Source organism: Bradyrhizobium sp. P5_C12, from assembly GCF_054049735.1.
In genome coordinates, this window is the sequence record NZ_JBFULU010000042.1 from 13,873 (window position 1) to 34,998 (window position 21,126).

19 protein-coding genes, 1 tRNA gene and 1 pseudogene are annotated in these 21,126 nt (G+C 63.3%); 6 read left to right on the plus strand and 15 right to left on the minus strand.

What is annotated here, in order from left to right:
* Positions 1 to 124 precede the first annotated feature (124 nt).
* The 7 genes from ACXJMY_RS28980 to ACXJMY_RS29010 all read right to left on the minus strand — a co-directional run bounded on the left by ACXJMY_RS28980 (position 125) and on the right by ACXJMY_RS29010 (position 7,666).
* Positions 125 to 1,330, minus strand: coding sequence for an MFS transporter (locus tag ACXJMY_RS28980; RefSeq protein WP_456622766.1), 1,206 nt, complete (start codon positions 1,328 to 1,330; stop codon positions 125 to 127).
* A gap of 134 nt (positions 1,331 to 1,464) precedes the next feature.
* A complete protein-coding gene (locus ACXJMY_RS28985) occupies positions 1,465 to 2,292 on the minus strand; it encodes a 3-keto-5-aminohexanoate cleavage protein (protein ID WP_456622767.1) in 828 nt (275 codons plus the stop codon).
* A gap of 122 nt (positions 2,293 to 2,414) precedes the next feature.
* Positions 2,415 to 3,812 (minus strand): MFS transporter, encoded by a 1,398-nt coding sequence (locus ACXJMY_RS28990; RefSeq protein ID WP_456622768.1) that lies wholly within the window; start codon positions 3,810 to 3,812, stop codon positions 2,415 to 2,417.
* Between the two features lie 276 nt (positions 3,813 to 4,088).
* Complete coding sequence (locus ACXJMY_RS28995) at positions 4,089 to 5,135, minus strand: Rieske 2Fe-2S domain-containing protein (RefSeq protein WP_456622769.1); 1,047 nt, start codon at positions 5,133 to 5,135, stop codon at positions 4,089 to 4,091.
* Positions 5,136 to 5,510: 375 nt separating this feature from the next.
* Positions 5,511 to 5,714 (minus strand): hypothetical protein, encoded by a 204-nt coding sequence (locus ACXJMY_RS29000; protein ID WP_456622770.1) that lies wholly within the window; start codon positions 5,712 to 5,714, stop codon positions 5,511 to 5,513.
* Positions 5,715 to 6,537: 823 nt separating this feature from the next.
* Positions 6,538 to 6,912 (minus strand): tautomerase family protein, encoded by a 375-nt coding sequence (locus tag ACXJMY_RS29005; protein WP_456622771.1) that lies wholly within the window; start codon positions 6,910 to 6,912, stop codon positions 6,538 to 6,540.
* Positions 6,913 to 6,967: 55 nt separating this feature from the next.
* The gene (locus ACXJMY_RS29010) at positions 6,968 to 7,666 is read right to left on the minus strand and encodes a glutathione S-transferase family protein (protein ID WP_456622772.1); all 699 of its coding nucleotides are present in this window, start codon (positions 7,664 to 7,666) and stop codon (positions 6,968 to 6,970) included.
* A gap of 128 nt (positions 7,667 to 7,794) precedes the next feature.
* On the opposite strand from ACXJMY_RS29010, the gene ACXJMY_RS29015 reads away from it, so the two are divergent.
* Positions 7,795 to 8,358, plus strand: coding sequence for a TetR/AcrR family transcriptional regulator (locus tag ACXJMY_RS29015; protein WP_456622773.1), 564 nt, complete (start codon positions 7,795 to 7,797; stop codon positions 8,356 to 8,358).
* Positions 8,359 to 8,641: 283 nt separating this feature from the next.
* Here the strand turns inward: ACXJMY_RS29015 and ACXJMY_RS29020 are convergent.
* Positions 8,642 to 8,857: pseudogene (locus ACXJMY_RS29020) on the minus strand (2Fe-2S iron-sulfur cluster-binding protein); the annotation flags it as partial.
* 129 nt (positions 8,858 to 8,986) lie between these two features.
* Here ACXJMY_RS29020 and ACXJMY_RS29025 point away from each other — a divergent pair.
* Positions 8,987 to 9,592, plus strand: a complete 606-nt coding sequence (locus ACXJMY_RS29025; protein WP_456622812.1) for an NAD(P)H-binding protein — start codon at positions 8,987 to 8,989, stop codon at positions 9,590 to 9,592.
* A 33-nt stretch (positions 9,593 to 9,625) separates the two neighbouring features.
* Here the strand turns inward: ACXJMY_RS29025 and ACXJMY_RS29030 are convergent.
* A tRNA-Gly gene (locus ACXJMY_RS29030) sits at positions 9,626 to 9,699 on the minus strand.
* Positions 9,700 to 10,061: 362 nt separating this feature from the next.
* Positions 10,062 to 12,464 carry an ATP-binding protein gene (locus ACXJMY_RS29035; RefSeq protein WP_456622774.1) on the minus strand — a complete coding sequence of 801 codons (2,403 nt, stop codon included), beginning with the start codon at positions 12,462 to 12,464 and terminating at the stop codon, positions 10,062 to 10,064.
* A 336-nt stretch (positions 12,465 to 12,800) separates the two neighbouring features.
* On the opposite strand from ACXJMY_RS29035, the gene ACXJMY_RS29040 reads away from it, so the two are divergent.
* A complete protein-coding gene (locus ACXJMY_RS29040) occupies positions 12,801 to 13,514 on the plus strand; it encodes a substrate-binding periplasmic protein (protein WP_456622775.1) in 714 nt (237 codons plus the stop codon).
* Between the two features lie 113 nt (positions 13,515 to 13,627).
* On the opposite strand, the gene ACXJMY_RS29045 is transcribed toward ACXJMY_RS29040, so the two are convergent.
* Positions 13,628 to 13,807: a hypothetical protein gene (locus tag ACXJMY_RS29045; RefSeq protein WP_456622776.1), complete on the minus strand. Its 180-nt coding sequence runs from the start codon at positions 13,805 to 13,807 to the stop codon at positions 13,628 to 13,630.
* Between the two features lie 203 nt (positions 13,808 to 14,010).
* Between ACXJMY_RS29045 and ACXJMY_RS29050 the strand changes: the two genes are divergently transcribed.
* On the plus strand, positions 14,011 to 14,391 hold the full coding sequence (locus tag ACXJMY_RS29050) for a YciI family protein (protein ID WP_456622777.1): 381 nt from the start codon (positions 14,011 to 14,013) through the stop codon (positions 14,389 to 14,391).
* An 8-nt stretch (positions 14,392 to 14,399) separates the two neighbouring features.
* Here ACXJMY_RS29050 and ACXJMY_RS29055 read toward each other — a convergent pair whose 3' ends face one another.
* Positions 14,400 to 14,990 carry a TMEM175 family protein gene (locus ACXJMY_RS29055; RefSeq protein ID WP_456622778.1) on the minus strand — a complete coding sequence of 197 codons (591 nt, stop codon included), beginning with the start codon at positions 14,988 to 14,990 and terminating at the stop codon, positions 14,400 to 14,402.
* 123 nt (positions 14,991 to 15,113) lie between these two features.
* Between ACXJMY_RS29055 and ACXJMY_RS29060 the strand changes: the two genes are divergently transcribed.
* Together ACXJMY_RS29060 and ACXJMY_RS29065 are read left to right on the plus strand one after the other, a co-directional pair.
* The gene (locus ACXJMY_RS29060) at positions 15,114 to 17,171 is read left to right on the plus strand and encodes an ATP-dependent helicase (protein ID WP_456622779.1); all 2,058 of its coding nucleotides are present in this window, start codon (positions 15,114 to 15,116) and stop codon (positions 17,169 to 17,171) included.
* Positions 17,172 to 17,268: 97 nt separating this feature from the next.
* Complete coding sequence (locus tag ACXJMY_RS29065) at positions 17,269 to 18,300, plus strand: LLM class flavin-dependent oxidoreductase (RefSeq protein ID WP_456622780.1); 1,032 nt, start codon at positions 17,269 to 17,271, stop codon at positions 18,298 to 18,300.
* A gap of 17 nt (positions 18,301 to 18,317) precedes the next feature.
* On the opposite strand, the gene ACXJMY_RS29070 is transcribed toward ACXJMY_RS29065, so the two are convergent.
* From ACXJMY_RS29070 to ACXJMY_RS29080, 3 genes are all read right to left on the minus strand, one after another.
* Positions 18,318 to 18,953 carry a response regulator gene (locus tag ACXJMY_RS29070; RefSeq protein WP_456622781.1) on the minus strand — a complete coding sequence of 212 codons (636 nt, stop codon included), beginning with the start codon at positions 18,951 to 18,953 and terminating at the stop codon, positions 18,318 to 18,320.
* A gap of 152 nt (positions 18,954 to 19,105) precedes the next feature.
* A complete protein-coding gene (locus tag ACXJMY_RS29075; RefSeq protein WP_456622782.1) occupies positions 19,106 to 19,735 on the minus strand; it encodes a response regulator in 630 nt (209 codons plus the stop codon).
* A gap of 82 nt (positions 19,736 to 19,817) precedes the next feature.
* A complete protein-coding gene (locus ACXJMY_RS29080) occupies positions 19,818 to 21,020 on the minus strand; it encodes an ATP-binding protein (RefSeq protein ID WP_456622783.1) in 1,203 nt (400 codons plus the stop codon).
* Positions 21,021 to 21,126 lie beyond the last annotated feature (106 nt).

The following is a 21,126-nucleotide window of genomic DNA, read 5'->3' on the forward strand; positions in this document are numbered from 1 at the left end:
AGTTCTAGCGGGTTCCCCTCGCGATTGCTGTTGCGGCCGGGCGACACTCGATGAAAACGAGGAGAAGGCGCCACGCAACTCACAGCAACTCAGGCGAGCCGTCGACCGCATCGRTCATCAGGTTTCACACCGTGGCCGCCGCGGCCACCTGCGGCCGCCGCCGGCCGAGCAGGACCAGGATCAGCACCGTGGCGCAGGAGAATACCAGCGTCAGGCCCAGCGCGCCGCGGCTGCCGTACTGGGTGAGCAGCCCGGCGAGGAGCGGTGGCGAGATGGCCGAGGCCAGGTTGAGCGGCAGCGCGATCATCGACATCGCCTTGGCGAATTCGGCCTGGTCGTAGAACACCAGCGGAATCGTCGCCCGCGCCACCGCCATCGCGCCGCTGCCGGCGCCATAAAGCAGGATGAAGACCGCGACCGCCCAGGTCGCGCCCTCGCTCACCATCAAGAGCAGCATGGCCACGGGCAGCGCCGTGCCGGCGACCAGCCCGGTCGTGATGCCATCCCACCGCCCTCCGCCGAGAAAATCGAGCCCGCGGGCGCTGACCTGGATCACGCCGAGCATCGAGCCGAACGCGATGGCCTGCGCCGGCGCCAGGCCTTCCGCCCGCAGCAGCTCGATGAGGACGGCGCCGAGGCCGAAATTGACGAAGGCGTTCAGCGTGATCGCGATGACGACGAGGTTAAAGGTGCTTTTGGGAATCGCAGGCACATCGGAAGGTTTTGCGGCCTCTCCGCCGTCGTCCTTCGCGACCTTCCGGCGCGGCGCGGCAAATGCGTAGAGCGGAAGCGAAATAAGGATCAGCATGGCAGCGTAGACCAGGCAGGTGCCGCGCCAGCCGAAATGGCCGCTGAGGAACGAGGTGGTCGGCCAGAAGATGCTGCTGGAGAGGCCGGTCACCAGCATGAGCGCGCCGATGGCGTTCTTGGCCTGCCGCCCGGCTACTTCGTTGAGCATGATATAGGCACCGGTCGACAGCGTGGCGCTGCCGCCCATGCCGAGAATGACCCAGGCCGCGAAATAGAGCATCGGCTCGCGCGCGAAGAACAGGACGATATAGCCCGGCACGGCAACGACCGTGCCCACCATCATCACCTTGCGCGCCCCGTGTCGCGCAAACGCCTTGGCGAGCCAGGGCGCGCACAGCCCCATGGTGACATAAAGCACCGAACTGCCCGCAAACACCGCCGGCAGGCTCAGCCCGAGATCGGCCGCAAGGTCACGGCCGATGACGGCCGGAAGGCCGATCGTGCCCCATCCAATGAGTTGGGTGATTGCCAGCACCAGCAGGACCCCGATGAGCCTGCTGTCAGATTTCAAGAATCGCATTCCACTCGTCGCCTGCCCGGCAGGCGCCGATCACGCCTGTGACACCCCTCTTACCCGGAGACTCAGCTTGCGGGAACGCCGGCCGCCGAATGGCAGCAGGCGCCCGGGAGCATGTCAGGAGGAGGCAGCAGCCCCTACTCTGCGATCCCGAGCAAGGATCGCGCCTCAGCCACAGTCGCGACGCGCCGGCCGTGGCGCCTGACAGAATCGGCGGCGATGGTCACGAGCTCAGCGTTGCTGGCGGCGAGGCGCGTCCTGTCGATCCTGATATTGTCCTCGAGCCCGGTGCGAACCGCGTCGGCGCTCCGCGCGAGCGCCCAGCCCATGACCTCGGCTTGATGGCGACCGATCCCGGCCGCGGTCCACGTCGCTTTCGGGATCAACCGCCTGAGCTCTCCCAGGAGGATGTCGAGGACATGCTCGTCGGCCGGCATCGCGTTCTTGACGCCCATGACGAACTGCACGTGCGGACGCGGGTCGATCAACCCCGCCTCGATCAGGCGGCGGGCGCCATGCAGATGCGACAGATCGAATATCTCGATTTCCGGACGGATGCCATTCGCCTTCATGCCGGTGGCGAGGGTTTCGACCAGGGCCGCGCTGTTCTCGTAGACGATCGTCGGGAAGTTCACCGATCCCGTGGAGAGCGAGGCCATGTCCGGCTTCAGATAGAGCGACGATCCACGCGCCGAGGGATCGCGGCCACGTCCGCCGGTCGAGAACTGAACGATCATCCCCGGACAATGCTTCCTGATCCCCTCCTGCACCAGGGCAAAACGCTCCGGATCGGAGGACGGCGTCTCGTCATCGTTGCGAACATGGATATGCGCAAGCGTGGCACCGGCTTCGAAGGCCTCGTGCGTCGACTCGATCTGCTCGGACGGCAAGATCGGCACCGCGGGATTGTCCTTCTTGCGCGGAACGGAGCCTGTGATTGCGACGGCAACGACAGCGGGGTTCATCCTGCAACCTCATCATGATCGCGCTCACGCGCACAAAATCGAATCGGCAGTCACGACTGCCGTGAAGCCCTGCCGCTGCGACAATCATCGATCGCAGCGGCAATCGCCTCATACCATATCCGTCAGGTCGGAACTGCGGCAGCCCCGCTCGCCGCTCCCGTACGCCGCCGCTCATAGTCTGCCCGCGCCATCGGAACGGCTTCGGGATTGCCGAGATCGTCGATGCTGATCCGGTAAGTTTCCCGGGCCGTGACGGCCGCCAGCGCCGCGATGACCGTGATGCCGAAGGCGATCGCCCCCACCGTCAACGGGATGTTGGCCGAGCCGGGAGGCGCCACGGTCGCGAACAGGGCGGGAAGCAATGCGGTGATGGTCGTTCCGATGTTCTGCGAGATCGCCATTGCCGACACGCGGGTGCGTGTCGGAAACAGCTCCGGATAGAAGCTCGGGAAGATCGCGTTGTAGCCCTGATAGACGACGCCCCACATCAAGAGCGACACCAGGATCGCCAGCGGCACGTTCCTGATGCTGATGGCATAGAGATAGACGAAGGCAAGCAGGCCGGAGAGAAGCGCGCCCACGATGATCGGAGGCCTGCGACCGACCTTGTCGGAGAGATTGCCGACGAAGGGGATGACGAATATGGCCAGCATGTTTCCGAGGACCGGGATCCACAGATAGACGTCCTTGGCAAATCCGATGCCATAGGCCGGCTGGACCGCGTAAGCCGCACCGAAGATGGTCGCAACAACCGGGATGACGTTCATCAGAGCCATGCAGATGACCCTGAGCATGTCGCGCCAGCTCAGCTTGATGGCCTGGACAATGGGCGAGCGCGGCGTTTCTCCCCGCTCGCCCTCCTGCGCAAAGGCAGGGGTTTCGTCGACTTCGCGACGAATGATGTAGCCTGCGACGATGACGAAGAAGCTGAGCAGGAAGGGAATCCGCCAGCCCCAGCTGTTGAAGGCCTCGGTCGGCATGTAGGCCGCCAGCGGCAGGAAGACGGCTGCCGCGAGAATCTGTCCGGCCTGCACGCCCTGAAGGGCGAAGCTTGCATAGAAGCCGCGCCGGCCGAACGGCGCATGCTCCAGGATCATCGAGCTTGCGCCGGAAATTTCACCGGCCACGGCAAATCCCTGCACGAGGCGCAGGATGACGAGCAAAATCGGCGCCAGGATGCCGACCTGTTGATAGGTCGGCAGAAAACCAACGGCCATCGTCGAGATGCCCATCAGAAACATGCAGACGACGAGAACAGTCTTGCGGCCATGGGTGTCGCCCCAATGTCCGAGAACGAAGGCACCGATCGGCCGGGCCACATATCCAACACCATAGGTCGCCAGCGATGCGACGATGGCGACGGTGGGATTGTCCGACGGGAAGAAGATCTGCGGGAAGATCAGCGACGCAGCGGTCGCGTAGATGAAGAAGTCATAATATTCGAGAGCCGACCCAATCCAGCCGCTCGCAGCAGCCTTTTTGGACTGATTCATGTGATGGATCGCGCGAGTCGTGGTCATCTCAGAAAATTCCTCCCTGGTTTGCTGACGTCCCGTTGGCGGGCTTCGCTCGAAATTGGGCAGCAATCTCCGGACGCTCTGCGGAGTTTCGCGAGCGCTTGTCACTGCCGATAGGTGTCTGATTGGTCGCGACAATAGGCTTTCGCCGGGCTAACACAATTACCCAGTTATTCGATAAACCTAACATGATGTTATTTTAGGCGGTGGAACGCTTGAAGCCCGCCGCGCTCAAAGCGCCTTCTTCAACGTCACTCGCGTTGCGCTTCGCCCGGTCACTCAGTTTGCGACCGCGCCCTCGGCCGCCGGCTCCTGCGCGCGATCGGGCATGGGTCCGTCACCCGCCAAAGCACGAAGCCAGCGGCGATACTCCACGCCGAGAAGATCGCTTCTCAGGTGTATCTCGTCCTTGGGATGAAGCGGCAAAGTCTTCGGGCGCTGCGACTCGACGATCACGCGATCCTGCTCGTACACCTTGTCCAGGCGCGCCACGATCTGCTCGATGCCGACGTCAAAGCCATAGTTGATCGCGGCGGTCAGATGCAGCACGCAATTTTCCAGATCGACCGGCGTGACGGCCATGAACGTGCAGAAGCGCTCAACCTCGCCGGTCTTCTTGTTGAAATAGGCCGTCGTGGGGCGGAAGCAGTAGTAATGATAGCCCGCCGTGATGGGAATGCCGCGATGATCGCCGTAGGGCTGAAACAAGGTGATCTCGCTCGTGCGCAAGCCTTCATCCGTCAACACGACATCGTAATCCGCGAGTTCGTCGGGATCATCGGGGTTGCCATTGAGGTTGGCGTGCACGAAAGGAAAGTGCGCCGGGTCGAGGAAGTTCTCCACGGCACGAAGGGCATTTGCGTTGTAGTAGTAGGGCCCGGCCTGGACCTTGCGATAGGTCGCATCCTCCCAAACGGGAAACGGAGGAACAGCGGCGACTGGATTGCCCATGCAGACCCAAATGTATCCATAATGCTCGACCGCGTGATGGCGGAATGCCGCGGCTCGGCTCGTCGGCCGGGTCGTCGGATGGGCCGGGTAACGGCGGCAGGCTCCATCGGTGCCGTATTCCCAGCCATGGTAGGGGCAGACGACGCAACCGTCCTTCACCCAGCCGAGCGACAAGCGCGCACCGCGATGACGGCAATAGTCCTTCCAGGCGTGAACCTCGCCGTCATGGCGCCACAAGATGATATCCTCGCCAAGCAGGCACGCCGGCACGATGGCGCCTTCCGCGACCTCCTCGCTCCGGTGAACCACGTGCCATTCGTTGACGATGGCGCGATAATCGGCTCTCTCGGTGTCCCAGGTTGACGCGATCACCATGACCTCACCTCACTCGCCACTGGTCCAGCCGGACAGGGCGTCATCACGCATGCGGTCGCGCGGAGTGACAGGTGGGCTTCCCTCTCCCGCACATTCATGCTCTGAGGACCCAATACAACCCCTGGGTGCTGATACGTCAACCAGAATATCGAGATTGTATGACTGCGAATGAGATTTGGAGCATACGAGCTCCGGCGTCGTCCTTACCCGGTCGTTCGCGAGCCGCGATAGGCCAGAGAGAGAGTGGATGCGACCCGCTGGATTCGTCGATCGTTTAAGCAATCGTTCCGGCCGGCACGCCTCAGCACAGACGCTCGATTGCACCGGGCGGCGGTTGTCAGATCCTGACCTTGTTCAGGTCACACGACGATGAAGCTAGCTTCCCAACGCGTTCTCGCCGGCTTCGCGGCCGGGCGCGCTGACATGAACTTCATGCCCCTGGCGCAACGCCAAGGAGGCGGCGGCGACCGCCGATTCGAACGCCGATTCCTTGGTGGCATATTTGCCGTTGACGTTGCCGTCATGCAGCACGCCCCATTCATCCTGGACCGGGACGATGGCGTATTGAGCAAGGCCCATTGTTCAACTCCTCCCGTTCTTGAGGCTATCTCTGCGTGAGCTACGGGTGCGCAGCAATGCCCCCGATGAAGCACGCAATCGGAATCGGCACCAGCATCGGATGGCCGGCGATTTGCGCGGTTGAACGCACGCGCACAGCTTCTTGCAAGGTCGGCCTCGTGTGACGTTTCGTCCTGCTTGAGCGGCCAACTCGCGCTTGCGGTGAAGGTTCCTGCTCTAACGCCAGAACCAGCACAGCTGTGGCCGCACTTTCGCGAACCAGTCGAACACGGCCTTGGTCCACCGTGACGAGCTTCACGTCTTCCCGCATCGCGCGGATTGAAGGCCGGCCAGTTGGCGAGCGACATTCATTCGTTATGTCCCGGCTGTCGAAGCTGACGGCACCATGGCTCTGCGCGGCGAGATTGGAGATCTCGGTTGGCCGGAGGCCGCCTTGGTCAGCTCGATATCCAATTGGGATTTGGAGCGGGTGAAGGGAATCGAACCCTCGTATTCAGCTTGGAAGTCGAAACCAGATCCCGCACGCCACATCACCGAAGTTCATTTTGATAGCAAAATCAACGCTCGACAGAATTTGAAACTTCACGCCAGATCACCAAAAAGACCCTCAAATCACGGTCTATTGCGCCCGAGGAGCGCCCTAGAATTTGGGCTGTGCGGCGAAAACCGGAAAAGAAAAAAGCGCCGTGTCAATCCACGGCGCTGCGGGAAAACTCAGCCTGCTAAGCGGCCCGCACTCACCACGACCAGGAAATGCGAGCCGCCTGATGGAACGAAGGAGGCTCTGCCTCCATCTTCACCGTTACAGTTCAGATTCAGCCGATCACCAGGGCTGGCCGTCGCCAAACGACCAGTCCTCTTTGTCCACAAAGACCATGTTGATCATGATGTCGTCTGGACGGACGGCCAGCTTAGTTTTTAACTCATCGGCGACGAAACGGTAGAAGGCGAACTTCGTGTCTTTTTGGTTTCCGACAGTGCTGGTCACCTGGATCAGCATGAAGTCGGGAGACCGACTGAAGCCGAGAAATTTGGGATCATAAATGAGGTTGTCGGCGGTGTGCTCACCGACAACCACGAAGCGATCACCGTCGGGCGCCTTGAGGACATCGATTATGCCCCTGTAGACGATGTCGGCCACGGCGGCGCGGTATTCGGGGGTTTTACCTTGGATCAGATCGATACGTGCGAACGGCATTGCAGCCTCCTTCAGATTGAGTTTCGGATTGAGCTGGGTCGAGGGGGATGAGCGTTCAGGCCCGGTTATCGAGCTCGGGCACACCACTATTCCGGTCGGCGTAGGCGGCCAGAAAGGCTGGCCGGCGCTGCCAGCGCTGCCAGAAGGCATCGATGTGCTCGAAGCGCTCATCGAGCGGCGTGGCGTTCACCGGAAACTTCGAGAAGGCGATCGCGGTCGCCATCGTGATATCCGAGAACGTTGGCGCCTCGCCGCCCAGCAACCACTCGCGGCCATCGGCTAGATGGCGATCGACAAGCGCCGCGTGATTCAGCGCCACCTTGCGGGAATGCTCGCCCCACGCCGGATTGCTGGTCAGTTCCAGCTTCGGCCCGAGGCCTTGGTGCAGCACATGGAAGGCGGTGACGATGGGATAGAGGATGTGTACCCACACCCGGTTGTCCCACATCTGGTCGAGGCCCCGCTCGTGAGGCGTCGCACCCATGATCTTTCGACCCTCGAAAGTGTCGTCGAGGTAACGCGCAATGGCGGAGGTCTCGCTGAGGAAGGAACCGTCCGGGAGCCCCAAGGTCGGGGTCTCGCCCCACGGGTTCATCTTGAGATGTTTCCAGCCGCGCTGCTCGCCGACTGGCGACATATCGTAGATCGTTTCATCGAACCGATCGGCGATGCCTTTYTCATGCATGAAGATGCGCAAACGCTGCGGATTGGGAAAGGCCGAGGGGGAGGTGAAGAGCTTGAGTTTGTCGGTCATGGCGAGTCTCGCTTTGTGCTGGCAAGTCACCTGCCTGTCAGATGACAGGTAAACAACTACGACTCAAAACTTGCTCTGTCAACCCCTATCTGTCATATGGTAGGTACCATTCGAATATGGCGAAAACGATGAAAGAGAATGCGAAGGAAGCAATCCTGATGGCCGCGCGGGAAGCAGCGATGGCCTACGGCTATGGCGGCATAAATTTCCGCGATCTGGCGCAGACCGTGGGCATCAAGGCCGCCAGCATAAACTACTATTTCACCAACAAGGCCGCGCTCGGCGAGGCCGTTGCGAAGCGTTATTGGGAAGATATCGCCCGCGACCTGGACGCGATCTCGGCTGCGGCTCAAAGCCCGATCGCCGCCTTACGCCGGTATCCGGACATCTTCCGAGCGTCGCTTGAGCGCGATAATCGCATTTGCCTCAGCAGTTTTATGGCGACCGAATATGACGAACTTCCCGAAGCGGTGTTGAAGGAGGTTCAGGCTTTTGCTGACGTCAATGTCGCTTGGCTGAGCAAGCAACTGACCGCCGCGGAGGTGGTCGAGCCCAAGGAGAGTGAGGCAAGGGCTCGCGCCATTTATGCTGCCGTCGCGGGCGCTCAAATCGTTGCGCGGAGTCGCTCGAACATCTCGCTCTTTGACTCGCTCATCGAGAGCTATCGCGCGGCGGGCCTATTGCCAGGGTAAACTGAGCAAGGCTTCCGGCCCCGCACCGGTGTCAGCGTCGCCCGACGGTCCGCACCAAAAAACGGCTCCAGGCCCTCCCGAACGGCGCTTCGAGACGAGCCGGCATTTCGGCAGGCTTCCGCCCGCAAGCGAATTTCAGGAGGCCGGCTTACCAGCCAGCGGCCCTGGCGACGTCATCTCCTGATCAGGTTTTTGCACAGCCTTGGGACCCCGGATCCGCCGCGATAGGCACAGGCGCCGCCGAACCCCCCGATCCACCGATCGAGGCGATGTTCATGACGCGAGCCGAGCAGATCTGGCCGGGCGAGCAATAGCCGCATTGGAACGGGTCATGCTCGACGAATCTAGTTTGAAGCAGATGAAGGTTGCTGGGCTACCCCAACCCTTCGAACGTCGTGATCTCGTGATCGAGCGTTACAGCGAGCTTCAGGCACGAGTTGGTGTGCGCGCCGTCGATCAGCACCGTGCATGCGCCGCACTGTCCGTGGTCGCCCCCCCGGGCAAACGCCTTGGTATCGGATTTACTTCAATTGATCACGCCGCCGCGAATGGCCGTGATAGCTGCACGCATGTAGCCACCGGTTCCTTCGACGATGCTTTGACCGCAACGGCGAGAAAGGAGATCAGGATGAAAGTTTTCATCATTGGCATCGGAGGAGGCGTCGGTAGAAGGGTAGCTCAGCAGCTGATGAATCTTGGCCATCAGGTTGACGGTTTCGTTCGGAATCCCAAGAAGGGCGCCGATCTCGCGAAGAGCGGGATCTCCTCAACCGTCGGGGACATCGTCAAGATGTCGGTTTCGGAAATCGCTTCTGCCCTGAGCGGGAGCGACGCGATCGTCTTTTCAGCCGGTGCTGGTGGCCCCGACAGTGCGGAAGCCACTAAACAAGTCGACGGTGACGGCCCCCTCAAACTCGCGGCAGCCGCCAAGGAGGCCAAAGTCGAAAGGTTCGTTCTCGTGTCGGTGTTCCCGGAGGCATGGAGAGAGCGGCAAATGCCGAAGGACTTCGAGCTCTATATGGCCGAGAAGAAGAAGGCCGAGTGCAAGCGCCGCCGATTTCCGCACGCGCGTTCAGTGCCTCTTCTCAAATCAAGATGCTCGGTTTTGATGAGTTCGCACCGTCGTCGGTATCGAGGAGCACTGGGAATAAGACAGAGTCTCAAGTGGCGCACGAAACCCGTCGATCGGGCAGCGAGCATCAGAACGTGCGAAGCAGCCGATTTGTCAGAATGAAAAGGTCTTGACGAGCTAAGTCTATGAAAAGGCTGGAGCGGGTGAAGGGAATCGAACCCTCGTATTCAGCTTGGAAGGCTGCTGCTCTACCRTTGAGCTACACCCGCGTCAGGGGCTCCCTAACACGGCCGCGCGGCGGTCTCAACTGCCCAAGATCAACTACCCAAGAGGTGGCATCTCGGCGGCTTTCCGGCCCTTCCGCACAGGCGCGGTTCCGACTGGCCCGCCTCCCCTTAACAGCGGCAGCCTTGCGGCCTATATTGGAGTCTCCCGAAACCAACGAAAGGAGGTGATCCAGTGTCTTTTATCAAGCGCTGTCACCTCGCTGGGATCGCCCGCTAAGCTTTGACTAAAGGCTTGGCATCGGGGCGCTCTCAGCCCTGGACCAGCGAGCAAGAAATCGGGCGCGGCGGGGCACTCCCGCCGCGTCTTTTTCGTTGGCGCCGTGTTCGCTGGCCTCGCGCCCCACTCAGGCGGATGGCTCGCCCGCGAGCATCTCGCGCATCTTCTGTGACAGTTCCGACTTCCGGTACGGCTTCCTGAGCAGCGCCACGCCGGGATCGAGATGTCCCTCGTGGACGATGGTGTTGTCGGTATAGCCGGAGGTGTAGAGCACCCTCACCCCCGGGCGGCGGAGCCGGACCGCCTCGGCCAATTCCTGCCCGTTCATGCCGCCGGGCATGATGATGTCGGTGAACAGCAGATCGAATTTGGCGCCCTGGTCCACCAGCGCGAGCGCGGTTGCGCCGTCACCGGCGACGAGCGTGCGATAGCCGAGGCTGCCGAGCTGGGCAATGACATAGCCTTGCACCAGCGGATCGTCCTCGACCACGAGAATCGTCTCGTGCCCGCGTGCCGCCTCAGCCGCCTGCACCGGTCCTTCCCTGGCCGGGGCGTCATCCGCCGATCGCGGCAGAAACAGCCGCACCACGGTGCCGCGGCCCTCCTCGGTCTCGATCGCAACGGTGCCGCCGCTCTGCTTGGCGAAGCCGTAGACCATGCTGAGGCCAAGCCCGGTGCCGCGGCCGACCCCCTTGGTGGTGAAGAACGGCTCGAACACGCGGTCGCGGATGTCGGCCGGGATGCCGTGGCCGGTGTCGGCCACCGCGACCATGACGAAGGCGCCGGAGCGGACGTCGCCGTCGCCATTGCCTTCGAGCTCCCGGTTGGCGGTCTCGAGCGTCAGCCTGCCGCCGCCCGGCATCGCATCGCGCGCATTGACGGCGAGATTGACGATCGCCGACGAGAGCTGGGACGGATCGGCCATCGCCGGCCAGGCGTCGTCCGCGAGGCGGGTCACGATCTCGACGTGCTCGCCCAGGATCGGCTTCAACAGCTTCGCCGTCTCGACCACGAGACCGTTGACGTCGATCTCGCGCGGCTCCAGCGGCTGGCGACGCGCAAAGGTCAGGAGCTGCGAGGTGATCTCCGCGCCGCGCGCGGCCGCATCGTCGATGAGCTGGGCGATCGCGGCGAGATCGGGCTTGTCCGCAAGCCCCTCCTGGATGATCTCGATGGTACCGGTGATGACGGTGAGCACGTTGTTGAAGTCATGCGCGACGCCGCCGGTGAGCTGGCCGATCGCATCCATCTTCTGCGATTGGCGAAGCCGCTCCTCGGTCTCGTGCTGCTCGGTGAGATCGGTGGCCGAACCGCGATAGCCGGTGAAAAGCCCGTCCGCTGCGAACACCGGCCGGCCGTTCACGCTGAAATGGCGCACGCGTCCAGCCACATCGCGGCCGCGATACTCGAACTTCCGGAACGGCTCGTGGCGGTCCAGCGTCGCCATGTGCTCGCGCCATTTCTGCGGTTCGGCGTCGCGGTCGAAGGCGGCATCGCAACGGCGCTTGCCGATCAGGGCCTTGGGATCCATGCCGAAGGCGCCGGCCCGGTCCGAGATGTAGGTGAACACGTGATCCGGTCCGGTCTCCCAGAACCAGTCGGATGCCGTCTCGGCATAGTCGCGAAAACGCTGCTCGCTCGCGCACGCGGCCTCTTCGGCGCGCCGGCGGATCTTCAGATCACGCTCGAGCGTCGCATTGGCCTCGCGCAGATCGCCATAGGCACGCTCGAGGTTCGCGCACATGCCGTTGAAGGCGTCGGTCACCTTGTCGAGCTCGTCGGGAGCGTAGGGCGGCCGGCGCTCCAGGTGCAAAGGCGGCGGCGGCCGCCCCAGGCTGTACTTGCCGACGAACTCGGCGATGGCGACGAGATGCCGCGTCACGAGCAGATGAACCATGTAGATGATGAACAGGGAGACGAGGAACGTCTTTGCCGCCTGGCTCGCCAGAATGACGAGAGCCCTGTTCAGCAATTGCTGATAGACGCCGCTCAGCGTGGCCTCGACCCGGAGCGTGCCGATCGCGCGCGAGGTCCCCTGCACCAGGTAGGTCAGCGGGAATTCCCGGGTCATGACCGAACGGGTGCTTCGCTCGCCGACCATAACGCGGATCGGATTGGGTCGATCGGCGACCTCGCGGACCTCCGCCGCACGGATGTCAGGCAGCCGCAGAATACCGTCGAGCTGGAGCTTGAGCTGGTTCTGGTCGAGATTCCACAGGCTCTCCCCGAGGCTGTCCGTGGTGCTGCGGCCGATCTCGTCGAGCCGCGTCTCGATGACGCCAACCTCGCGATCATAGTCCAGATAGAGCTGAAGCGCCGTCAGCGTCAGTGTCACGAGCGAGGAGAACAGCAACACGGCGGCAAGCAAGCGGGGCCCGACACCGCTGCGCGACCAGTTGAAAATTCGCGACAAGAGCGCCGCGAACACTGGCGGCGCGAGCGCTGCGCCGATGCCGGTCAAATCCCCCTTCGCGGCCGTCTGCGCAACGGCGCGGCCGCGTTTGGGATCCTCGTCACCTGCGTTGCCCATGCACCACGTCCCCGAAAATGGCGGCATCCTGCTCCGGCATGCGGGTCGCAGCCTCGAGCAAATTCGGCGGTTGAAATTCTCCCTCAGCGCGCGATGCGCGCAGCGATCCTGTCGGCCCATGGGCGGCTTGAGTTCGGCGGGGTCATATCTGGCGCCCAGCAGCAGGATTGCCGGGCAAACTACCACTTCGCGTGCTAGAATGACATCGGTTAAAGTGCGGAGGCGCCCGCATGGCGGGCGAGCCGTGTTCGTTGCGGTCCGGCGAAAATGCTACCTCCGGTAGATCACACAGGCACCGAATCCAGTGGCAGCAAGGGACGCGCAAGGAGACGCCTCGTGTGGAGGACAATCGTCGTCTGCCTGTCGCTGCTCGCAGCCGGTCCATCGCAGGCGCAGCCGGTCATCCGGCTCGCGCGCATCGCCGACATCCCGGATCAATATGTCGGCGGCGAAATGCTGCGGGCGGTCTATGCCAGGTTGAACATCGAGCTCGAATTCGAGGACGTCCCCGGCAAGCGGGCGCTCGCGCTGTCGAGCGCCGGCGCGGTCGACGGCGAAATCCAGCGGATCGGAACGCTCTCGCGCGACTACCCGGCGCTGATCCAAGTGACGCCTGCGATCAATTACATCGAGCCCGCGGTCTTCACCACGAAACTGCATTTTGACGTCGCCGGCTGGAATTCGATCAAGGACTACAGCATCGGCATCGTGCGCGGCGTCGGCTCGTCGGAAGCCGGCACGCGCGGCATGAGCCGCGTCACGGCGACCACCAGCCTGGAAAACATGATCAGGATGCTCGATGCCGACCGCTTCGACGTGATGGTCACCGACCTCTTCAGCGGGCTGGTCGCGGTGAGGAAACTCAATCTCCAGGCCAGGATCTACCCGCTCTCCCCGCCGCTCGAGCGCATCCGCATCTACCACTACCTGCATGAACGGCATCGCGATCTCGTGCCGAAAGTCGGAAGGGTGATCGAGCAGATGGAAGCGAGCGGCGAACTCGCCCGGTTGCGAGCAACCCTGATCAAGCAGGTCCTGAACGGGCCGTGACGCGCGGCGGCGCGGTCAGATCGCGCGAAGCCGCTCCCACACTGCAACGGCGGCGACCGGCGATCGAAACTTGCAAGACGCTCATTGTCGCTCCTTGTCCGGCTATGCGAGGCTCAGAAGCCGCAGACGTTCGGCGCGCGCTGGCGTTTGCCGCGGCGGCTTTCGACGATGCGCTCGCCGCCATTCTCGACTGAGCTGCCGTAATAACGATGATGGCCGCTCTGGTCGTGCAGATCGGCAGGCTCGGATTGGCCGGCACGACGCGCGTCGCAGATGATCTTGATGCTCGACATAACCGCCTCCGATTGCCTTCAGTGTTGTTGTGGCCATCAGTCGCGTCGGCTTCGGGCGGCGTTCACGTCGCAGGGCGGCAATCGGGTTTCAGGACGGTTTCGTCGCGCACTCCCTGACGCAATACTGTAGTCTCGGGCTTGTCAGGTTCGGCGGCCGTGATACGTCCTTCGGGCTGCGAGCCCCCAAAGCAAGCGAGGTGACGATGCTTTACGCCATCCTGGCCTACCACGTGGAAGACGAGATCTTGTCCTGGACGCCGCAAGAGGACGCCGCGGTCGTGGCCAAAGTCATCGAGGTTCAGGAACCCATGAGGGCCAGCGGACTGCTTGGGCCGGCCGCGCGCCTGGACGAGACCCGAAAGGCCCGCACCTTGCGCGGCCCCGGCGCCGGCATGGTGCTCGACGGCCCGTTTGCCGAGACCAAGGAGCAGCTTCTGGGCTTCCACCTCGTCAACTGCGCCACGGATGACGAGGCGCTCGCAGCGGCGCGGAAGCTGCGTCAGGTCAATCCGACAGCGGTCTACGAAATCCGCCCGGTCAAGCTTTACGTGCCGGCCGACGGGTTTGGCGCGACACGAGGGTGAGCCGCCGCCTACGTGTCCGCCACGGTCGGCGCGGCATAGAAGCGCTGGATCACGAGCCCGCCGAAGGCGATGAACCACACGAAGGGCGCGATATGCGGCGCGAATGCCGCCACGATCGTGCCTGGAATGAACACCAGCAGCGGAAACAGCGAGGCCATGATTTCGTGGCGCCAGCCGCCTAGAATCGTCCACCACAGCCAGGCATTGAGGCCGGCGATCGCGGTCAGGTGCAGGCCGTAGAGCACGGCGACCGCGCTGCTCATGCTGTAATTGGTGTAGAGGCCGTTGGTCACCGGCAGCAGCACGATCGAGAGCAGGAAGAACAGATTGAGGATCACCGCGCCGCGGCTGCCCACCGGCKGGCGCGCCAGCCGCCGGTGATGGCTGATCCAGAACACGCCGGCGATGATGAAGCTGAGCGCAAAGCCGGCAAGCTTGCCGGAATAGACGTGGGCGAGATCGCTCCAGCCGGGGGCGCTGGTGAAGACGGCGGCCTTGGGCAGGTCGTAGGCCAGGAGCGTCATGGCGACACCAAAGATGGTGTTGCTGAGCGACTCCAGCCGCCGCATCTCGAACTGGTCGGGCTTGAGCTCGGTCATTGCTGGAGGCTGCGCGCTGGAACCAACGGTCCCCCTTCCCCTAAGTCCTAAACCCGGTTCCGTCCAGCCGCATTGCGATTCGCGCCGAGATCGCCGACTCTTGCCGTTTCACCGGGGCGATTCGTGGCGACATATCTGGACACGCTCAATGCGGAGCAGCGCCGCGCCGTCGAACATGGCGTGGCCGACGGCGCGACCGTGGGCGGCCCCCTGCTCGTCATCGCCGGCGCGGGCTCCGGCAAGACCAACACGCTGGCCCATCGCGTCGCGCACCTGATCGTCGCGGGCGCCGATCCACGCCGCATCCTCTTGATGACGTTTTCCCGCCGCGCCGCGGCCGAGATGGCCGGGCGGGTCGAGCGCATCGCCCGAAAGGTGCTGGGCGAGAACAACGCCGCGATCATGCGCGACGCCTTGGGCTGGGCCGGCACCTTCCACGGCATCGGCGCGCGCCTGTTGCGCGAATATGCCGAGCGGATCGGCGTCGACCCCTCCTTCACCATCCATGACCGCGAGGATTCCGCCGACCTGATGAACCTGGTCCGGCACGAGCGCGGCCTGTCGAAGACCGCGAGCCGCTTTCCGGCCAAGGGCACCTGTCTTTCGATCTACTCGCGCTGCGTCAATGCCGAGATGGAGATCGAGAAGGTGCTCGGCCAGCATTATCCCTGGTGCGCGGGCTGGGCCGCCGAGCTGAAGGGCCTGTTCGCGGCCTATGTCGAGGCCAAGCAGGCCCAGCACGTGCTCGACTACGACGACCTCCTGCTCTACTGGTCGCAGATGATGAGCGACGGGCTCATCGCCGAAGAGATCGGCGGCCGCTTCGATCACGTCCTGGTCGACGAATATCAGGACACCAACCGCCTGCAATCCTCGATCCTGCTGGCGCTGAAGCCCGACGGACGCGGCCTCACCGTGGTCGGTGACGACGCCCAGTCGATCTACTCGTTCCGCGCCGCGACCGTGCGCAACATCCTGGATTTTCCGCAAAGCTTTTCGCCGCGCGCCGAGCTCATCACGCTCGACCGCAATTACCGCTCGACGCAGACCGTGCTGGCGGCAGCCAACGGCGTCATCGGGCTGGCCCGCGAGCGCTTCACCAAGAACCTCTGGACCGACCGCAATTCCACGCAGAAGCCGCAACTCGTGACCGTGCGCGACGAGGCCGATCAGGCCCGTTACATCGTCGAGGAGGTGCTGGCGAACCGCGAGCAAGGCGCGCTTCTGAAGCACCAGGCGGTGCTGTTCCGAACGTCCTCGCATTCCGGGCCGCTGGAGATCGAGCTCACGCGCCGCAACATCCCCTTCGTGAAGTTCGGCGGGCTGAAATTCCTCGACGCGGCCCACGTCAAGGACGTGCTGGCGCTGCTGCGGTTCGCCGAAAACCCGCGCGACCGCGTCGCAGGCTTCCGCATCCTGCACCTGCTGCCGGGCATCGGCCCCGCAACCGCGCAGCGCGTGCTCGACCAGATGGCGGAGAGTACCGATCCGATGGCCGCGCTCGGCCTGCTCCCGGTGCCGCCGCGCAGCGGCGCCGACTGGACCGACTTCGTCCGCACGATCGAAAACCTGCGCTATTCGGAATGGCCGGCCGATCTCGAACGCGTGCGGCTGTGGTATGAGCCGCATCTCGACCGCATCCACGAGGATTCCGAGACGCGGCGCGCCGATCTCATGCAGCTCGAGCAGATCGCGAGCGGCTACGCTTCGCGCGAGAAATTCCTGACCGAGCTCACGCTCGATCCGCCCGACGCGACCAGCGACAAATCCGGGCCTCCCTTGCGCGACGAGGATTATCTGATCCTCTCCACCATCCATTCCGCCAAGGGCCAGGAGTGGAAGTCGGTGTTCGTGCTCAACGTCGTCGACGGCTGCATGCCGTCGGATCTCGGCGCCGGCACCASSGCCGAGCTCGAGGAGGAGCGCCGCCTGCTCTATGTCGCGATGACCCGCGCCAAGGACGATCTACACCTCGTCGTGCCGCAGCGTTTCTTCACCCACGGCCAGGCCGCCCGGGGCGACCGCCACGTCTACGCCTCGCGCACCCGCTTCATCCCGGAGCAGCTGGTCCATCTGTTCGAGCGCACCGCCTGGCCGAAGGCCGCCGCAGGCGCCGCGCGCACCGCGGCGCAAGGACCGAAGATCGACATCGGCGCGCGGATGCGCGGGATGTGGCGGTAGGTAGAACAAACGGAAACCGAGCATTTCCGAAAGCCGCCTTGTCGCACCGCGACCATCTATTAAGTCTCGGGGAATCCTCCCCACAGAGACCTGATCGATGACCGCACCGCTCGAATTCGGACTGGATACCTTTGGCGACGTCACCACGGACGCCTCCGGCGCCATGCTTCCCCATGCGCAGGTGATCCGCAACGTCGTCGACGAGGCGGTGCTGGCCGACGAGATCGGTCTCGACTTCATCGGTCTTGGCGAGCACCACCGCGCCGATTTCGCGATCTCTTCGCCCGAGACCGTGCTCGCGGCCGTTGCGGCGCGCACCAAGCGCATCCATCTCGGCTCGGCCGTGACGGTGCTGAGCTCGGACGACCCTATCCGCGTGTTCCAGCGCTTTGCGACGTTGGACGCGCTCTCGAACGGACGCGCCGAGGTGATCCTCGGCCGCGGCTCCTTCACGGAATCCTTTCCGCTGTTCGGCTTCGACCTGCGGGCTTACGAGGCGCTGTTCGAGGAGAAGCTCGACCTGTTCACGGCACTGCTGGCGCAGAAGCCGGTGACCTGGGAGGGCAAGCTGCGTCCGCCGCTGAAGGACCAGCTCGTCTATCCCCCTGTCGAGCATGGCCAGCTCAAGACCTGGATCGGCGTCGGCGGCAGCCCGCAATCGGTGGTGCGCGCAGCGCATTACGACCTGCCGCTGATGCTCGCGATCATCGGCGGCGATCCCGCGCGCTTTGCGCCTTACGTCGATCTCTATCACCGCGCCTTCAAGGAATTCGGCCGCCCGGCCAAGCCCATCGGCGTGCATTCGCCGGGCTACGTCGCCGAGACCGATGCGCAGGCGCGCGAGGAGCTGTGGCCCGACTACAAGGCCATGCGCGACCGCATCGGCAGGGAACGCGGCTGGCCACCGATGGGCCGCGACGAGTTCGTCAATGAGGCCGAGCACGGCTCGCTCTATGTCGGCTCGCCGGAGACCGTGGCGCGCAAGATCGCCGCGACCGCCAAGGCGCTTGGCATCGCGCGCTTCCAGTTGAAATATTCGGCAGGTCCCCTGCCCCACGAGAAGCTGATGCGGAGCATCGAGCTCTACGGGCGCAAGGTGGTGCCGATGGTCAGGGAGATGATGGGGTGAGCCCCGCGCCGATCGCTCTAAGGCGCAACCAGTTTCTTGCGAATCGCATAACGAACCAGCTCGGCTGTCGACGACATCCCGAGCTTGCGCATGGCCGATGCGCGATGGGTCTCCACCGTCTTCACGCTAAGCTTCAATACGGCGCTTATCGACCTGTTGGTGTGCCCTTCCGCGATCAATTGGACCACGCTCTGCTCGCGCGAGGTCAGCAGCATGCTCGATTTGTTCTGCTTGTTGACCTGATAATCGCGGAGCAGTTTCTCCAGCAAGACGCTGGTGAAATAGGGCCTGCCGTCGAGCAGCGCCTCGATGGCGGAAATCAGGTGTTTTCTGGCATCCGACTTGAAAAGGAACCCACGAACGCCTGCGAGGATCGCTTCGGTCAGCAGTTCCTCATTTTCGTGCATCGTCAGGATCAGCACCTCCGTACGCACACGCAGCGACTTGAGACGACGACTGACCTCCAGCCCGTTCATGAGGGGCATGGAATAGTCGACGATCACGATGTCCGGCCGCGTCTCCACGACCAATGCGACGGCCTGCTCGCCATTGGTCGCTTCTCCAGCGACGATCCAATCGGAGCGCGTGTCAACGATCGCACGAAGCCCGGAACGTACGACCTCATGATCATCCGCAATCACGATGCGTTTCACGGCGTCGTTCCCGTAGGGACGCCCCCGATCTGTCGGGAGGTCCAGCAGAAAGTCGATCGATCATACCGATCGTCCCTCAAAGGGCTATCCCACAAAACCCCGAGATTCCTCCGGCGAATGTACCGAAATGGGCGTGGTATTCTGCTGGCGGTTCACGCCTCGACAAGCCCCGCCCGAACCGCGTAGCGGACCAGCCCCGCGGTTGAATTCACGTCCAGCTTGCGCATCGCGGCGGCCCGGTGCGCCTCGGTCGTCTTGACGCTGAGGTTCAGGATGGCGCTGATGCCCTTGTTGCTGTTGCCCTCCGCAACCAGCTTGATGACGAGCTGTTCCCGGGGCGTGAGCCCCTGGTGCTTGTCCACATCGGCGCCCGATCCGGCATCCAGCTCATTCACGCAGCTTCTGGTGCAGAACGGCTTGTGCACCAGAAGCGATTCAACGGCCGCCAATAGCAGCTTGTTTGCATCCGACTTCACCAGGAACGCGCGGGCGCCGGCCTGGAACGCCTGTTGGGCGAGCAGACCGGAGTTGTGCACCGTGAAGATCAGCACCTCCGTCTGCAGCGGATAATCCTTGATCCGCCGTGCGACCTCCACGCCCGTCATCCGCGGCATGGAAAAATCGACGATCGCAACGTCGGGTCGGCTCTTGATGGCCGCGGCAACCGCTTTGCTGCCGTCATTCGCCTCGGCGACGACCTCCCAGTCGACCCGTTGTTGCAACACCGCTCTCAGCCCCGACCGCACCGCTTCATGATCGTCAGCGATAAGAAACCGCTTCATGGCAGAACCTCCAGGTCGTTTGCACGGTGCGAGGCTGGACAGACGCCAATTCCTCCCGCACCGGCCGGTCAGTGTTTTGCTTTCAGGGAATGCCTGAGTGAGCCTGGATAACCGAGGTGACCTTCTGCCGGCTGCGCCGGTTGTTGACGAAATCGTGCGGAAACACCGCGGACAACACGGTGCCCGAGCGCCGCATGCCAGGACCGGACCGGATCTCGAGCGTGCCTCCGATCTGCTGCAGCCGCGCCCGCATTGCGGGAATTCCAACGCCGGCCGATATTGCCAAGCCGCCGGATCTCGACGGATCGATCGGCATGCCGCGACCATCGTCGCTGATCGTCAGCCGGACATTGCCGTCCGATACCGCAAGGACGATCTCCACTTCCGTCGCCTTGGCATGACGGAAGACGTTCGTCAGGGCTTCCTGAACGACCCGCAGCAGCGAGCGCTGCTTCTCGTAAGGCAATCGACCCACATCTGACGCGATCCTGGTGCTGACCTGGAGCGAGGTACGCGCCGCGAACCCCTTGGCATATTGCTCGATCGTGGCTTTCAGTCCGTGGATCGTCAGGTCCTGGGGATGCAACAGATAGGCAAAGGTCCGGATCTCCCTGAGCGCTTCATCGATCGATACGTCGATGTCGTCGCAAAGCCGCTCGACACCGACGGGGTCGCCCAGATCGGCTCGGATTCGCATGAGGCCCAGGCTGGCTGCGATCAAATGCTGGCAGGTCGAATCGTGGAGATCCGATGCTATCCTTTGCTGGATGTCCTCCTGAATCGACATGAGTTGGACATTGATGCGCGCGTCGACGATCTCCTGAACGGTGTCATTGATCGGGCCTTCGCGCAGGACGCGATGACTTCCGATCAGGCGGACCATGCTGCCGGTGGCGGCATCGCGGACCGGAACAACGACCGTCTCGATCGCACGTCGCGGGCCGCCGAACGCGAGGCTATGGCGAATTCTGACCTCCGATCCTTCGGCGAGACAGGCATGAAGGGCATCGCAGACGGGGACGGCGTCTTCCCGGCCCAAACAGGCCGACACGTCCATCTCCCGGATTTCGTCCGACGAGATGCCAAGACAGGATTCGAACGCCGGGTTTATCCCTTCGTACACAAATCGCCGTCGGTGCGAGGGTCGGACTGCAAAAAGAAGATCGGTCGCGAACATCCAGTACCGCCGGTCGCTCGCTTCTTCCAGACCAATCCGCAGCCATTCGCCGACACTGGCTCGATTCGACTCGCTGGCTGGAGCGCTATGCAACTTCACGGTACGCACTCACTCTTCTCAAGCAACTCCCAACATTGAATCCAATATCGTGAACTGCTTTGCCGCCCCGCCGGCCTTCATACCAGAACCGGATGAGCGGACACGCCCTTGGTGC